This window comes from Pseudomonas fluorescens (assembly GCF_001623525.1).
GTDB classification, from domain to species: Bacteria; Pseudomonadota; Gammaproteobacteria; order Pseudomonadales; family Pseudomonadaceae; genus Aquipseudomonas; species Aquipseudomonas fluorescens_Q.
Genome location: NZ_CP015225.1, coordinates 6,149,163 through 6,165,271 on the forward strand (window position 1 = coordinate 6,149,163; position 16,109 = coordinate 6,165,271).

At 61.5% G+C, this 16,109-nt stretch carries 13 protein-coding genes; 9 read left to right on the forward strand and 4 right to left on the reverse strand.

The annotated features are described in order from the left end of the window. The first annotated feature begins 1 nt into the window (after position 1). The 9 genes from murD (at position 2) to lpxC (ending at position 10,498) form a co-directional block, all read left to right on the forward strand. Positions 2-1,348: a UDP-N-acetylmuramoyl-L-alanine--D-glutamate ligase gene (gene murD / locus TK06_RS26725; RefSeq protein ID WP_063324485.1), complete on the forward strand. Its 1,347-nt coding sequence runs from the start codon at positions 2-4 to the stop codon at positions 1,346-1,348. Then, positions 1,345-2,562 (forward strand): putative lipid II flippase FtsW, encoded by a 1,218-nt coding sequence (gene ftsW, locus TK06_RS26730; protein WP_063324486.1) that lies wholly within the window; start codon positions 1,345-1,347, stop codon positions 2,560-2,562. Before murD ends, ftsW begins: the two co-directional genes overlap by 4 nt. Continuing rightward, positions 2,552-3,622, forward strand: a complete 1,071-nt coding sequence (gene murG, locus TK06_RS26735; protein ID WP_063324487.1) for an undecaprenyldiphospho-muramoylpentapeptide beta-N-acetylglucosaminyltransferase — start codon at positions 2,552-2,554, stop codon at positions 3,620-3,622. The genes ftsW and murG overlap by 11 nt, the downstream gene beginning before the upstream one ends. Continuing rightward, complete coding sequence (gene murC / locus TK06_RS26740) at positions 3,615-5,075, forward strand: UDP-N-acetylmuramate--L-alanine ligase (RefSeq protein WP_063324488.1); 1,461 nt, start codon at positions 3,615-3,617, stop codon at positions 5,073-5,075. The genes murG and murC overlap by 8 nt, the downstream gene beginning before the upstream one ends. Beyond that, the gene (locus tag TK06_RS26745; protein ID WP_063324489.1) at positions 5,072-6,037 is read left to right on the forward strand and encodes a D-alanine--D-alanine ligase; all 966 of its coding nucleotides are present in this window, start codon (positions 5,072-5,074) and stop codon (positions 6,035-6,037) included. Before murC ends, TK06_RS26745 begins: the two co-directional genes overlap by 4 nt. Before the next feature lie 3 nt (positions 6,038-6,040). After that, on the forward strand, positions 6,041-6,907 hold the full coding sequence (locus TK06_RS26750) for a cell division protein FtsQ/DivIB (protein WP_063324490.1): 867 nt from the start codon (positions 6,041-6,043) through the stop codon (positions 6,905-6,907). Positions 6,908-6,922: 15 nt separating this feature from the next. Next, the gene (ftsA, locus tag TK06_RS26755) at positions 6,923-8,182 is read left to right on the forward strand and encodes a cell division protein FtsA (protein WP_003205342.1); all 1,260 of its coding nucleotides are present in this window, start codon (positions 6,923-6,925) and stop codon (positions 8,180-8,182) included. 98 nt (positions 8,183-8,280) lie between these two features. Further along, positions 8,281-9,474: a cell division protein FtsZ gene (ftsZ, locus tag TK06_RS26760; RefSeq protein WP_063324491.1), complete on the forward strand. Its 1,194-nt coding sequence runs from the start codon at positions 8,281-8,283 to the stop codon at positions 9,472-9,474. Between the two features lie 112 nt (positions 9,475-9,586). Next, positions 9,587-10,498 (forward strand): UDP-3-O-acyl-N-acetylglucosamine deacetylase, encoded by a 912-nt coding sequence (gene lpxC / locus TK06_RS26765; RefSeq protein WP_030139673.1) that lies wholly within the window; start codon positions 9,587-9,589, stop codon positions 10,496-10,498. 199 nt (positions 10,499-10,697) lie between these two features. On the opposite strand, the gene TK06_RS26770 is transcribed toward lpxC, so the two are convergent. From TK06_RS26770 to TK06_RS26785, 4 genes are all read right to left on the reverse strand, one after another. Beyond that, positions 10,698-11,966: an IS110 family transposase gene (locus TK06_RS26770; protein WP_063321205.1), complete on the reverse strand. Its 1,269-nt coding sequence runs from the start codon at positions 11,964-11,966 to the stop codon at positions 10,698-10,700. Positions 11,967-12,339: 373 nt separating this feature from the next. Further along, on the reverse strand, positions 12,340-13,833 hold the full coding sequence (locus TK06_RS26775; protein WP_063324492.1) for a sensor domain-containing diguanylate cyclase: 1,494 nt from the start codon (positions 13,831-13,833) through the stop codon (positions 12,340-12,342). A 230-nt stretch (positions 13,834-14,063) separates the two neighbouring features. Further along, entirely contained in the window at positions 14,064-15,431 is a 1,368-nt protein-coding gene (locus tag TK06_RS26780; RefSeq protein ID WP_063324493.1) for a heavy metal sensor histidine kinase, read from the reverse strand. Continuing rightward, entirely contained in the window at positions 15,418-16,101 is a 684-nt protein-coding gene (locus TK06_RS26785) for a heavy metal response regulator transcription factor (RefSeq protein ID WP_060740762.1), read from the reverse strand. The genes TK06_RS26780 and TK06_RS26785 overlap by 14 nt, the downstream gene beginning before the upstream one ends. Positions 16,102-16,109: the final 8 nt, after the last annotated feature.

The following is a 16,109-nucleotide window of genomic DNA, read 5'->3' on the forward strand; positions in this document are numbered from 1 at the left end:
AGTGTCCCTGATCGCTTCTGACCACTTCCGCATCGTTGTCGGCCTCGGCAAGAGCGGCATGTCCCTGGTTCGCTTCCTGGCGAGCCGGGGCGTGTCGTTTGCCGTCGCCGATACGCGGGAAAATCCACCTGAGCTGGCCACGCTGCGCCGTGACTATCCCCAGGTGGACGTGCGTTGTGGCGAGCTGGACGTCGAGTTCCTGTGCCGCGCCGATGAGCTCTACGTGAGCCCCGGCCTGGCCCTGGCGACTCCGGCCCTGCAGGCGGCCGCTGCCCGTGGCGTGAGATTGTCCGGCGACATCGAGCTGTTCGCGCGCAACGCCAAGGCGCCGATCGTTGCTATCAGCGGCTCCAACGCCAAGAGCACCGTCACTACCCTGGTGGGCGAGATGGCTGCGGCGGCCGGCAAGCGCGTCGCCGTGGGCGGTAACCTGGGCACCCCGGCACTGGACCTGCTCAGTGACGACGTCGAGCTGTACGTGATGGAGTTGTCGAGCTTCCAGCTCGAAACCACCGACCACCTGGGCGCCGAAGTGGCGACCGTGCTCAACATCAGCGAAGACCACATGGACCGCTACAGCGGCCTGCCGGCTTATCACCTGGCCAAGCACCGGATCTTCCGTGGTGCCCGGCAAGTGGTGTTCAACCGCCAGGATGCCCTGACTCGTCCATTGTTGGGCGAGGGCATGCCGTGCTGGTCCTTCGGCCTGGGTGTGCCGGACTTCAAAGGCTTCGGGCTGCGCGAAGAGAATGGCGAAAAATACCTGGCCTTCGAATTCCAGAACCTGATGCCGGTGCGCGAACTGAAGATTCGTGGCGCCCACAACCAGGCCAATGCCTTGGCCGCGTTGGCCCTGGGACATGCGGTCGGCCTGCCGTTCGATGCCATGCTCTCGGCCCTGCGCACGTTTGCCGGTCTCGAACACCGCTGCCAGTGGGTGCGCGACCTCGATGGCGTGGCCTGGTACAACGACTCCAAGGCCACCAATGTCGGTGCCGCGCTGGCGGCCATCGAAGGGCTGGGGGCGGACATCGCAGGCAAGCTCGTGCTGATCGCCGGCGGCGACGGCAAGGGCGCCGACTTCAAGGACCTGCGCGACCCGGTGGCGGCCAACTGCCGTGCCGTGGTGCTGATGGGCCGCGACCGTGAATTGATCGCCCAGGCGCTCGGCGATGCCGTGCCGCTGGTTCGGGTCGGTTCGCTGGACGAGGCGGTGCAACAGTGCCGCGCCCTTGCGCAACCAGGCGATGCGGTGCTGTTGTCGCCGGCCTGCGCCAGTTTCGACATGTTCAAGAACTATGAAGAGCGCGGGCAGCTGTTCGCCCGGGCCGCGGAGGACTTGGCATGAGCCTGATGAACATCATCAAGCCGTACCCGTCGCCGCTGATCACCGGGCGCGGCATCGACCTGGATTTCCCGATGCTTGCCGGTTGCCTGGCACTGCTGGGCCTGGGCCTGGTGATGATCACGTCCGCCTCGTCGGAAGTGGCCGCCGTGCAGTCGGGCAACACGCTTTATCACATGATCCGCCACCTGATTTACCTGGTGATCGGCCTGGGCGCATGCATCGTCACCATGATGGTGCCAATCGCTACCTGGCAGCGCCTGGGCTGGATGATGCTGCTCGGTGCCTTCGGCCTGTTGGTGATGGTGCTGGTGCCGGGTATCGGCCGAGAGGTCAACGGCTCGATGCGCTGGATTGGCTTCAGTTTCTTCAACGTTCAGCCTTCGGAGATCGCCAAGGTCTTCGTGGTGATTTTCCTGGCCGGTTACCTGGTGCGTCGCCAAAAAGAAGTGCGCGAGAGCTGGATGGGGTTCTTCAAGCCGTTCATCGTCTTGCTGCCGATGGCGGGCCTGCTGCTGATGGAGCCGGACTTCGGCGCCACGGTGGTGATGATGGGCGCCGCGGCGGCGATGCTGTTCCTCGGTGGGGTCGGGCTGTTTCGCTTCATCCTGATGGTGGCGTTGGCGGTGGCGGCCGTGACCGTGCTGGTCCAGGCGCAACCGTACCGGATGGCGCGTTTGATCACCTTTACCGACCCGTGGGCCGACCAGTTCGGCTCCGGCTATCAATTGACCCAGGCCTTGATTGCCTTCGGTCGCGGCGAATGGCTGGGCGTGGGCCTGGGCAACAGTGTGCAGAAGCAGTTCTACCTGCCGGAAGCCCACACCGACTTCGTGTTCTCGGTCCTGGCCGAAGAGCTGGGCGTGGTCGGCTCCCTGTGCACCGTCGCCCTGTTCGTGTTCGTCTGCGTACGCGGCATGTACATCGGCTTGTGGGCCGAAAAGGCCAAGCAGTTTTTTGCCGCTTACGTGGCGTATGGCTTGTCGTTCCTGTGGATCGGCCAGTTCCTGATCAACATCGGCGTGAACGTTGGCCTGTTGCCGACCAAGGGCCTGACGCTGCCGTTCCTCAGTTATGGCGGCAGTTCCCTGGTGATCTGCTGTGCCTGTCTCGGCCTGTTGCTGCGCATCGAATGGGAGAGCCGAACCCACCTGGGCAGCGAAGAGATGGAATTCCAGGAGAGCGACTTCGCCGAGGAGCCGATTCATGGGCGCTAACGTGCTGATCATGGCGGGCGGTACCGGCGGGCACGTATTCCCGGCGCTGGCCTGTGCCCGGGAGTTCCAGGCGCGCGGCTACACCGTGCACTGGCTGGGCACGCCACGGGGCATAGAGAACGAACTGGTGCCAGCTGCCGGCCTTGAGCTGCACCGGATCGACGCCAGCGGCCTGCGGGGCAAGGGCAAGTTGTCGTTGCTCAAGGCGCCGCTGATGCTGCTCAAGTCGATCAGGCAGGCGCGGGCGATCATCCGTCGGTTGCGCCCGGTGTGCGTGGTCGGGTTTGGCGGTTATGTGACCGGTCCTGGTGGTGTTGCGGCGAAATTGGCCGGTGTGCCGGTGATCGTTCACGAACAGAACGCCGTGGCCGGTACCGCCAATCGGTTACTGGTGCCGTTGGCCGCCCGGGTCTGTGAAGCCTTTCCCGACACCTTTACCCTGTCGGGCAGCCGCCGCACCACCGGTAATCCGGTGCGTACCGAGCTATTTTTTGATGCGCCGCGCCCGGCCCTGGCTGGACGCAAGGCACGTCTGCTGGTCTTGGGCGGAAGCCTGGGGGCCGAACCGTTGAACAAATTGCTGCCCGAAGCCCTGTCGCAGGTTGCCCCCGAGCTGCGGCCGGAAGTGTTTCACCAGGCTGGCAAAAACCACGATGAAGTGACCGCCGAGCGCTATCGCGCGGCCGGCGTCGAGGCGCAAGTACAGCCTTTCATCAACGACATGGCCCAAGCCTATGGCTGGGCCGACCTGGTGGTCTGCCGCGCAGGCGCGCTGACCATCAGTGAACTGGCTGCCGCCGGTCTGCCCTCGATGCTGGTGCCTTTGCCCCACGCCATCGACGATCACCAGACCCGTAACGCCGATTATTTGGCCCGTGAAGGCGCTGCCTTCCTGATGCCGCAAAGAACGACTGGCGCCGCGGATCTTGCCGCCCGCCTGACAGAGGTTTTGATGCAGCCGCAACGACTTGAAGACATGGCCCGCGCCGCCCGCCGCCTGGCCAAACCCGATGCCACGAGCCAAGTGGTCGATACCTGCCTGGAGGTGGCCCATGGTTGAGAATCGCAAAGCCATGCCGCAACCGGAAATGCGCCGTATCCGTCGCATCCACTTCGTCGGTATCGGCGGCGTGGGCATGTGCGGGATTGCCGAAGTGCTGCTGAACCTGGGTTATCAGGTTTCCGGTTCCGACCTGAAAGCCTCCCCGGTCACCGAGCGCCTGGAATCCTTCGGCGCCCAGATATTTATCGGCCACCGTGCCGAGAACGCCGCCAATGCCGACGTGCTGGTGGTTTCCAGTGCCGTGAACACATCCAACCCGGAAGTCGCCACCGCCCTGGAGCGCCGTATCCCCGTGGTACCACGGGCCGAGATGCTGGCCGAGCTGATGCGCTATCGCCACGGCATCGCCGTCGCCGGTACCCACGGCAAGACCACCACTACCAGCCTGATCGCTTCGGTGTTCGCGGCCGGTGGCCTGGACCCGACCTTTGTGATCGGCGGTCGCCTGAACGCCGCGGGCACCAATGCCCAGCTGGGCACCAGCCGCTACCTGATCGCCGAAGCCGACGAGAGCGATGCGAGCTTCCTGCACCTGCAACCGCTGGTGGCCGTGGTCACCAACATTGACGCCGACCACATGGCGACCTACGACGGCGACTTCAACAAGCTGAAGAAAACCTTCGTCGAATTCCTGCACAACCTGCCGTTCTACGGTTTGGCGGTGGTGTGCCTGGACGATCCGGTGGTGCGCGAAATCCTGCCGCTGATCAAGCGTCCGACCGTGACCTACGGTTTCGGCGAAGACGTCGACGTGCGCGCCATCAACGTGCGCCAGCAGGGCATGCAGACGTTCTTCACCGTACTGCGCCCCGATCGCGAGCCGTTGGATGTGTCGGTGAACATGCCCGGCAACCACAACGTACTCAATGCCTTGGCCACCATCTGCATCGCCACCGACGAAGGCGTCAGCGATGAAGCCATCGTCCAGGGCCTGTCCGGGTTCCAGGGCGTGGGCCGACGGTTCCAGGTTTACGGCGAACTGCCGGTGGACGGCGGCAACGTGATGCTGGTGGACGACTACGGCCACCATCCGACCGAAGTCGCGGCGGTGATCAAGGCCGTGCGCGGTGGCTGGCCGGAGCGGCGCCTGGTGATGGTCTACCAGCCCCACCGCTACAGCCGCACCCGCGACCTGTACGACGATTTCGTCCAGGTGCTGGCCGACGCCAACGTGCTGCTGTTGATGGAAGTCTATCCGGCCGGTGAAGAGCCGATCCCGGGGGCCGACAGCCGCCAGCTGTGCCACAGCATTCGCCAGCGCGGTCAGTTGGACCCGATCTACATCGAGCGTGGCGTGGAGTTGGCGCCGCTGGTCAAGCCGCTGCTGCGCGCCGGCGACATCCTGCTGTGCCAGGGTGCCGGTGACATTGGTGGCCTGGCCCCGAAACTGTTGAAAAGTCCGTTATTCGCCGGGGCAATCGTGGCTTCCAGCGAGGGGAAACTGAAATGACTGCAGCCTACGCCAACCTGGTCTCGACCCTTGATCCGAAAGCCTTCGGCCGCGTTGCCGTGCTGTTCGGCGGCAAGAGCGCCGAGCGCGAGGTGTCCCTCAAGTCCGGCAACGCCGTGCTGCAAGCCCTGCAAAGCGCCGGTGTCGACGCCTTCGGCATCGACGTGGGCGACGATTTCCTGCAGCGCCTGTTGAACGAGAAGATCGACCGCGCGTTCATCATTCTCCATGGTCGCGGCGGCGAAGACGGCAGCATGCAAGGCCTGCTCGAGTGCCTGGGCATTCCCTACACCGGCAGCGGCATCCTGGCTTCCGCCCTGGCGATGGACAAGCTGCGCACCAAGCAGGTCTGGCACAGCCTTGGCATCCCGACACCGCGTCACGCCGTGCTGGCGTCCGAGGCCGATTGTATTTCGGCGGCCACGGAACTGGGCTTCCCTTTGATCGTCAAACCGGCCCATGAAGGTTCAAGTATCGGCATGGCGAAAGTGAATTCGCTGCCTGAGTTGACCGCGGCATGGAAAGACGCCAGTTCCTACGATTCGCAAGTGTTGGTCGAACAATGGATCTCCGGTCCCGAGTTCACCATCGCCACCCTGCGTGACCAGGTGTTGCCCCCGATTGCGTTGGGCACGCCCCACACGTTCTATGACTACGACGCCAAGTACGTCGCGAACGATACCCAGTACCGCATTCCCTGCGGGCTGGACGCCGCCAAGGAAAAAGAACTGATGGACCTCACGGCCAAGGCCTGTGAGGCGCTGGGTATCGCCGGTTGGGGCAGGGCAGACGTGATGCAGGACGCCGATGGGCAGTTCTGGTTCCTGGAAGTCAACACCGCGCCCGGCATGACCGATCACAGCCTGGTACCGATGGCGGCCCGCGCCGCCGGTCTGGATTTCCAGCAACTGGTGCTGTCGATCCTGGCCGCCAGTGTCGGCCATCAAGAGCCAAGAGGTTAAGCCATGCAAGGCGCATCGCTTCGTCATCAGCCATCCGCACCCGGTCGCAAGCCGGTGCCGCGGGGTGCCAGCCGAATGGTGGCCAAAGAGCCGATGTCGGCGCGCTTGCCGAAAGCCAATTTTGGTTTTCTCAAGAGCTTGTTCTGGCCGGTGCTGCTGGTGGCGTTGGGGTTCGGTACGTATGAAGGCGCGCAACGGTTGCTGCCTTATGCCGACCGGCCGATTGCCCGGATCAACGTCCAGGGCGACCTGAGCTACATCAGTCAGCAGGCCGTGCAGCAGCGGATCGCTCCGTTCGTCGCGTCGAGTTTCTTCACCATCGACCTGGCGGGCATGCGCAAAGAACTGGAGCAGATGCCTTGGATCGCCCACGCCGAAGTCCGCCGGGTGTGGCCCGACCAGGTGTCGATCCGCCTGGAAGAGCAATTGCCGGTGGCCCGTTGGGGCGACGAGTCGTTGTTGAACAACCAGGGCCAGGCGTTTACGCCGCGGGAACTGGCCAACTATGAACATTTGCCACAACTGTTCGGTCCACAGCGGGCCCAGCAGCAAGTGATGCAGCAGTACCAGGTGTTGAGCCAGATGTTGCGGCCATTGGGCTTCTCCATCGCGCGCCTGGAATTGCGTGAGCGCGGCAGTTGGTTCCTGACCACTGGCGCGGGTAGCTCGGGGCCGGGCATCGAGCTGTTGCTCGGGCGCGGCAACCTGGTGGAAAAGATGCGCCGCTTCATCGCCATCTATGACAAGACGCTCAAAGAACAGATTACGAACATTGCGCGCATCGATCTGCGCTATGCCAACGGCCTGGCCGTTGGCTGGCGGGAACCTGTAGCGCCGACGACGGCCGAACCCGCCGTCGCGAAGAATTAAGAAGAGGCAGGACCCATGGCAAACGTGCAAAGCGGGAAAATGATCGTCGGTCTTGATATCGGCACTTCCAAGGTGGTGGCGCTGGTAGGCGAAGTCGCGGACGACGGCACGCTGGTCATCGTCGGGATCGGTACACACCCGTCCCGTGGCTTGAAAAAAGGCGTGGTGGTGAACATCGAGTCCACCGTGCAATCGATCCAGCGCGCCATCGAAGAGGCGCAGCTGATGGCCGGTTGCCGGATCCACTCGGCGTTCGTCGGCGTGGCGGGCAATCACATCCGCAGCCTGAACTCCCACGGCATCGTGGCGATTCGTGATCGCGAAGTCAGCTCCGCCGACCTTGAGCGCGTGCTCGACGCGGCCCAGGCCGTGGCGATCCCGGCGGACCAGCGTGTGTTGCACACCCTGCCGCAGGATTACGTGATCGATAACCAGGAAGGCGTGCGTGAGCCCCTGGGCATGTCCGGCGTGCGCCTGGAAGCCAAGGTCCACGTGGTGACCTGTGCAGTGAACGCGGCGCAGAACATCGAGAAATGCGTGCGCCGTTGCGGCCTGGAAATCGACGACATCATCCTCGAGCAACTGGCCTCGGCCTACTCGGTGCTGACCGACGACGAGAAAGAACTGGGCGTGTGCCTGGTGGACATCGGCGGCGGCACCACCGACATCGCGATCTTCACCGAAGGCGCCATTCGCCACACGGCGGTGATCCCGATTGCCGGTGACCAGGTGACCAACGACATCGCCATGGCGTTGCGTACCCCGACCCAATACGCCGAGGAAATCAAGATCCGTTACGCCTGTGCCTTGGCGAAGCTGGCGGGTGCCGGTGAAACCATCAAGGTGCCGAGTGTCGGCGACCGTCCACCGCGCGAGCTGTCGCGCCAGGCCCTGGCCGAAGTGGTCGAGCCGCGCTACGACGAGCTGTTCACGCTGATCCAGGCCGAACTGCGTCGCAGCGGCTACGAAGACCTGATCCCGGCCGGCATCGTGCTGACCGGCGGTACGTCGAAGATGGAAGGCGCGGTCGAGCTGGCCGAAGAGATTTTCCACATGCCGGTGCGCCTGGGCGTGCCCCATGGCGTCAAGGGCCTGGATGACGTGGTCCGCAACCCGATCTATTCCACTGGCGTGGGCCTGTTGATGTACGGCCTGCAGAAGCAGTCCGACGGGATTTCGTTCTCAGGCATCGGCAGCCGCGACAGCTATAGCAGCGACGAGCCGAAGGCTCCGCTGTTCGAGCGGCTCCAGGCTTGGGTCAAAGGCAACTTTTAAACAGTTTCAAAGCTTCAAGCGGCAAGTTTCAGGCTTGGTGCTGGAAGACGCAGCAAACGCAGTAGGCGAAAAAACTAGAGAATGAAAGGAGAGGGAAAATGTTCGAACTCGTAGACAACATCCCCGCTAGCCCGGTTATCAAGGTAATCGGTGTCGGCGGTGGCGGCGGCAACGCTGTCAACCACATGGTCAAGAGCAACATTGAAGGCGTTGAATTCATCTGCGCCAACACTGATGCCCAGGCGCTGAAATCCATCGGCGCGCGGACCATCCTGCAACTGGGCACTGGCGTGACCAAAGGCCTGGGCGCCGGCGCCAACCCTGAAGTCGGTCGTCAGGCCGCTCTCGAAGACCGTGAGCGTATCGCTGAAGTCCTGCAAGGCACCAACATGGTGTTCATCACCACGGGCATGGGCGGCGGTACCGGTACCGGTGCGGCGCCAATCATCGCCGAAGTGGCCAAGGAAATGGGCATCCTCACCGTTGCGGTGGTGACCCGTCCGTTCCCGTTCGAAGGCCGCAAGCGCATGCAGATCGCCGACGAAGGTATCCGTCTGCTGTCTGAAAGCGTCGACTCGTTGATCACCATCCCCAACGAGAAGCTGCTGACCATCCTCGGTAAAGACGCCAGCCTGCTGTCGGCTTTCGCCAAGGCTGACGATGTACTGGCCGGTGCCGTTCGCGGTATCTCCGACATCATCAAGCGTCCGGGCATGATCAACGTCGACTTTGCCGACGTACGGACGGTCATGAGCGAAATGGGCATGGCGATGATGGGCACTGGCTGCGCCAGCGGTCCGAACCGTGCACGCGAGGCCACCGAAGCGGCCATTCGCAACCCGTTGCTCGAAGACGTGAACCTGCAAGGTGCGCGTGGCATCCTGGTGAACATCACCGCCGGTCCTGACCTGTCCCTGGGTGAGTACTCCGACGTGGGTAGCATCATCGAAGCCTTCGCTTCCGAGCACGCGATGGTCAAGGTCGGTACCGTTATCGATCCGGACATGCGCGACGAGCTGCACGTCACCGTGGTTGCCACCGGTCTGGGCGCCAAAATCGAGAAGCCTGTGAAGGTCATCGACAACACCGTTCACACTTCCATGGCTTCGCAACCGCAACAACAAGTGTCTGCCCGTCAGGAAGCGCCTGCGGTGAACTACCGTGACCTGGACCGTCCGACCGTCATGCGCAACCAGGCCCAGGCCGGTACTGCGACTGCCGCGAAGATGAATCCGCAAGACGATCTGGATTACCTGGACATCCCGGCTTTCCTGCGTCGTCAGGCCGATTGATGAAATGTATCAGGGGGATACGGGTGATTGGTGTTCAGCAAAGGTCTGGTCTGCTATCATCGCCAGCCTTTGTTGATACCAGTTCGCAATTTGCGCTGAAGCGGCCCATGCCATGATTAAACAACGCACCCTGAAGAATATTATCCGTGCCACAGGTGTCGGCTTGCACTCCGGCGAGAAGGTCTACCTGACCCTCAAGCCCGCGCCTGTCGATACCGGCATTGTGTTTTGTCGTGCCGACCTCGACCCTGTGGTGCAGATTCCTGCTCGCGCGGAAAACGTTGGTGAAACCACTATGTCGACCACTCTGGTCAACGGTGACACCAAAGTGGATACGGTGGAGCATTTGCTCTCGGCCATGGCTGGCCTGGGCATCGATAACGCCTACGTCGAGCTCTCCGCGTCCGAAGTCCCGATCATGGATGGCAGTGCCGGACCCTTCGTATTCCTGATTCAATCGGCTGGCCTGGAAGAGCAGGACGCAGCCAAGAAGTTCATCCGCATCCTGCGGGAAGTGACCGTGGAAGATGGCGACAAGCGCGCCACTTTCGTCCCTTTCGAAGGTTTCAAGGTGAGCTTCGAGATCGATTTCGATCACCCGGTTTTCCGTGACCGCACCCAGAGTGCAAGCGTGGATTTTTCCAGCACTTCGTTCGTAAAAGAAGTCAGCCGCGCCCGTACCTTTGGTTTCATGAGTGACATCGAGTACCTGCGCAAGCACAACCTCGCACTCGGCGGCAGTGTTGAAAACGCGATCGTGGTCGATTCCGATGGTGTATTGAACGAAGACGGTCTTCGTTATGAAGACGAATTCGTCAAGCACAAGATCCTCGATGCAATCGGCGACCTCTACTTGCTGGGCAATAGCCTGATTGGTGAGTTCAAGGGCTTCAAGTCCGGCCATGCACTGAACAACCAGCTGCTGCGCAAGTTGATTGAGCAGAAAGATGCTTGGGAAGTCGTGACGTTCGAAGACGCCAGCACCGCACCAATCTCTTACATGCGCCCTGTTGCGGCCGTGTAGGCAAAAAAACCTCTCTAGTTTTTGAAGGCTGCCTTTGGGTGGCCTTTTTTTATGGGTGTTTCCTGAGGATCAGATGAGCCCCTGTGGCGAGGGGATTTATCCCCGTTGGACTGCGCAGCAGTCCCACCCACTGCAACTCGGTGCGCCAGGCTGATTGAGTCGTCTGCATTGGGGCTGCTTCACGCCCTGAGCTCTTCCGTCAACATGCTTTCGTTGCCTCCGGTGCTCTTATCAAAGGCGAGTCGTGGCGGGCCAAGGCTTGTAAATAGACGCTCTCGTCATACTGGGATCCAGCATTCCAGCACCGATAAACGATCCTGATCCATTTAAAAGCCAGTGCCCTCAGGGCTGCTTGATGAGAGCAGCCTTTGGCCTTCTGCTGGCGATAGTACGCCCCTGCCCATACCGATTGATTGATGCTGTGGGCAGCCCACTCGACAAATGTCTGGCGCAAAAAGGTTGAACATTGATAGCGCCAGCGAACGATTTTCTTCTTGCCACTGCGCTCGGTAACCGGAGCGATCCCGGCATATCGCTGCATAGCACCAGCATCCTTGAAGCGATCACGTTGCTCACCAAAAGCTACCATTAGCCGTGGTGCAAGCTGTTGCCCGGCTCCAGGCAAGGATTTGAAGAGGCTGTAATCGGCCAGGGTATTGGCCGTTTCTTCGATCGCCGCATCAAACTGCTTGATCGCCACCAGCATCCCACTCAGTTGCGATGCCAGGGTCCGCACATACAGCGCTGAAGGGGTAACAATCCCCGGATCCTCTGTCAGCGGCGTGGCCTTGAGGATCAAGGCCAGGCGCTGCTGATTGAGTTCTGCATGGCGAACATTGTGCGCGTTAAGAAACTTCAAAACGCTTGTAGGCCGAGCACGTTTAAGTGTTTCCAACGTCGACCAGCGCTCCAGGAAATCACAAAACACCTGTGTGTCATGGTCGTGGAACAACTCCAGCGCCAACGGATAGTACTGCTTGAGCATGCAAACCAACCGATTACTGGTTCTTACCCGCTCATCAACCAAGGTTCTCCGATGTTCAGTCAAGCTAGCCAGAGAGCGTATGGCAGGACTTTGTTTCTCCTGCAGGGGAAATCTGTCGGGATGCTTGAGCAATAGCTCAAGTGCCCACTGGGCATCGCTCGGATCGTCCTTCGCACCGCTGGGAACAAAGGCCTTACGCTGCTTGGCTAAGGTGGCGGGGTTGATTGGGAACAAACAAAAAAAATCATATTTTTGCAGGGCCGCTATCAACGGTCCTTTGTCTAACTCCACGGCAATGGCGATAGGACCGCCATAACGCTGATACAGCGCATGAGCCCATTGATCAATAGCTTCGGGGTTGTGTCGGATGACCGAGAAGCACCGCTGGGCTTGCCCAGCAACCTGCAAGCAGACGTCATGTTTGGTATCGGCCCAATCAATTCCGATATAAGCAGTGAATTTCTGAGACAAGAGCGTTTGCATTGCACACCTCCACAGACGCTAAAGTACATGCAGGAACATGCATGCTTGCGTCCAGCGAAGGCGATATAGAGAGCCGTGCCCGGCTTTCCCTGAGTGTTCGTTAGAGGGCGCAAGCGCACCTGCTGGGCTCGAAGGTGAAGCAGTAATCATCGAAATGCGTTGCAGCCCTATTCGTAGCTCGCAGGTGCATGTTCCTTCCTCGCGACAACCGGACTCCAGCGAGTATCAGTATGGGGGAGCAAGGAACGGACTACCTATATCGCAGCCCAGCGGGGATAAATCCCCTCGCCACAGAGAGCACCCTATCCTACCCAGAGGGCATCCTATCCATGCACAGAGGGCGTCATGCCCATCGCCTTTGGGTGCTCCGGTGTCACATTGCGCAAACCACACGATTACGCCCACTGGCCTTGGCCTGGTAAAGCGCCTTGTCCGCGGCGAACAAGAGTTGTTTGAGTTCGCTGTACGGTCCCTGAGTCCAAGTGGCGATGCCGATACTGACCGTCATGGGCGCTCCTCCCTCGGACACAGGTGGCAGTTGTTCGACCGCGTCGCGAATATGCTGGGCCATGGTGAAGGCGCCAGCGGTGGTGGTCTCCGGCAGCACCACCGAGAACTCCTCACCGCCATAGCGCGCTGCCAGGTCGGCGGGGCGTCGGACATGCTGGCCGATCAATTGCGCCAAGGTGCGCAGGGCCTCGTCACCCTTTTGATGACCATGGCGATCATTGAACGCCTTGAAATGATCGGCATCGATCATCAGCACAGACAACGGTTGGCCCGAACGTTGGGCGCGCAGCCATTCCTGTTGCAACGTCTCGTCCAGTGTTCGTCGATTGGCCAGTCCTGTGAGGGCGTCGATGGACGCCAGTTGGGCCAATTCCCGTTCAGCTCTGTAGCGGCGTCGCAATTCGCGGCGTAGCAGCCAGGTAAGCCAGAGCAAACCGATGCACAGCGCGCCGGTGGCGCCGCTGACCAACAACGCCGTGCGTTGCCATGAGGCGAAGACCTCTTGGTAGGAGAGCGCTACCACGACAATCAATGGCAGGTCGCCCACCTGGGAAAAGGTGTAGAGCCGCTGTGTCTGATCGACACTGGAGATGCCGGTAAAACTGCCGTTACCTTCTCGCAGGATGCGTACGAAGTTCGGTCGGTTGCTGAAGTCCTTGCCGATCATGTCGTCGGCCAGGGGCGGTTCCTGGGCCAACAGAATCCCATCGCGGCTGATCAGGTTGACCGTCCCGTGGCCGATGTTCAGGCTTTTGAACAACTGGCTGAAGTAGTTCAGGCGCATTGCGGCCTCGGCCACGCCCATGAACTCACCCCGCTCGTCGCTCAGTCGATAGCTGAAACTGATGCGCCAATCGTGGGCGGCACTCCTGGAGCGGAACGGGCGACTGATCATCATGCCCAGACTCGGGTCCTGGACATGGGACTGGAAATATTCCCGGTCGGCGTAATTGCCTTTGCGCGGTTCGAGCGAGGCGGAGTCGGCGATTACATCGCCACGCTTGTCGAGCAGCAGGATGTCGCCTTTGTAGGGGGCGGCGGTGGCGCGGTCGAACAGCGCCAGATGGCGAATCGCCGGCGAAACGTCTTTCAGGTCGTCGCGTTTGGCGGCGGCGGCCAAACCTTGCAGCGACAGATCGTAGAGCTCCACGTTACGCAGCACATCGGCGTCAATCAATTGCACGATATTGGTCGCCGCACGGGTCGCCGCCTCTTGTGCGGCGGCATGTTCGCGGATCAGCAGAAACGTCACGATGCTCAGGATGGCAATGACAACCAGTGAGCTGGCCAGTACGAATACCCGTTCCGAACGTCTCGAAAGCGGGGTGTTGCCGGGTGTCGCACTGCGCGCGCTCATGGTTCCGATGTCTGCATTGTCATGTGGCTGGGGTCCGTCCCAAAGGGTTGCAAACCGGCAATGAACCAGATGCTGGCCTTTTGCTGATTGTGCTTGGATCAATGAGAGCGGGCAATCAGTGTTTGCGCAATAACTGGGTAGGAGCTGCCGAAGGCTGCGATCTGTCGATTTTGATCGAGTTGGCTTTCGCCCAGCATTCAATGCTGGAAAGATCGAACCTTGTGAAGGCCTCAGGCTGGCAAGCGGATCCCGAACGTGTTGGCACCCTGGTCGCTGCGCACGAACACATCGCCACCGTGCATCAGTGCAATGGCCTTGACGATGGCCAGCCCCAGTCCATGGTTGGCGCCACTGTTGCTGCGCGAGGCATCGACGCGATAGAAACGTTCGAACAGGCGTGGCAAGTGCTCGCCGGCGATCGGTTCGCCGGGGTTGGTGACCGCGAGGGTGATCTGGTCGCCAAGGGCTTCGATGTGCACGTCGATCACTTGCCCGGGCGCGGTGTGTTGTACGGCGTTGCTCAGCAGGTTGATCAGCGCCCGTCGCAAGTGGGCGATCTCGATGTTGGCCTGGGCATCGCCGCTGACCCGGACCTGGACCTGGGCATCTTCCAGTATGAAGTCCAGGTAATCGAGGGTGGTCGCCACTTCGCCGGCCAGGGATGCGCTGGTCAACTTGGTGGCCTTGCTGCCTTGGTCGGCGCTGGCCAGGAACAGCATGTCGTTGATGATCGAACGCAGCCGCTCCAACTCCTCGAGATTCGATTGCAGCACTTCGAAGTAGTGTTCGGCCGAGCGTCCACGGGTCAACGCAACCTGGGTCTGGCCGATCAGGTTGGTCAGGGGCGAGCGCAATTCATGGGCGACGTCGGCGTTGAACGATTCCAGCCGCGAGTAAGCCTGTTCGACCCGGTCGAGGGTGGCGTTGAAGGAACTGACGAACTGGCTCAGCTCCGGCGGCAAGGGCGACAGCTGCAAGCGCCCGGAGAGGCGGGGCGGGGCCAGGCGTCGGGCTTCATCGGACAGCTTGATCAGCGGTTTGAGGCCGATGCGCGCGACCCAGTAGCCCAGCAACGAAGCGAGGAGCACACCGACAATCGCCAGGCTCACCAGCGCCACCAGCAGGCGATGCTGGGTCTGGTAGAAGGTCTGGGTGTCAATGCCGATCATGAAGCGCAGCGGCGGGCGTTGGTCCTTGGCCGGGAATTGGCTCACCAATACTTTCATCGGGTAGTCCCGATGGGGCAAGGTCAGGTCGCGCTTCCCCAGGGCGCCTTGGGCAAAGGCACGGATCTGTGCATCGGGAGCGCCGTATTCAAAGCGCGGATCGTCGCTGACGATCCAGAAATGGATGCGTTTGTCTTCTTCACCGAGCAGTCGCAGCTTGTTGTTGATCTTCACCCAGTGTTCAGGCGTGCCGTAGCGGCCAACGGTGGACTCCAGGACACTGTAGCGGGCATCGAGCTCGGCTTCGGGCAACAGGCCCAGGCCCTTGCCGACCTGCTGGTATAAAGCGCCACCGATCAACAGGAACACCAGCGCCGCCACCAGCGTGAACATGCCGCTCAGGCGCAGGGCGATGCTGTCAGGGACGCTCATCGCTGCGACTCTCCAGCACATAACCCATGCCGCGAATGGTGTGCAGCAACTTCTGTTCGAATGGCCCGTCGAGCTTGGCCCGCAAGCGTTTGATCGCCACTTCCACCACGTTGGCGTCACTGTCGAAGTTGATGTCCCAGACCATTTCGGCAATGGCGGTTTTCGAGAGGATTTCACCCTGGCGGCGGGCCAGGACGCTGAGCAGGGAGAACTCCTTGGCCGTCAAGTCCAGGCGCTGGCCGGCCCGTGTGGCCTTGCGGCTGATCAGGTCGATCCACAGGTCGGCGATGCTCACCTGCACCGGCTCATGGCCGCCGCTGCGGCGGGTCAGGGCTTGCAGGCGGGCCACCAGTTCGAGGAAGGAGAAAGGTTTGCCCAGGTAGTCATCGGCGCCGTCGCGCAAGCCCTTGATGCGGTCCTCGACCCGTTCCCGGGCGGTGAGCATGATCACCGGTGTCTGCTTGCGGGCGCGCAGGGCCCGCAGTACGCCGAAGCCGTCCAGGCCCGGCAGCATCACGTCGAGCACGATCACCGCATAGTCGGTTTCCAGGGCCAGATGCAGCCCTTCGATACCGTCCGGCGCCACGTCCACGGTATAGCCCTGTTCGGTCAGGCCGCGGTGCAGGTAGTCCGCAGTTTTTTCTTCGTCTTCGATAATCAGAACGCGCATGGCCCTGC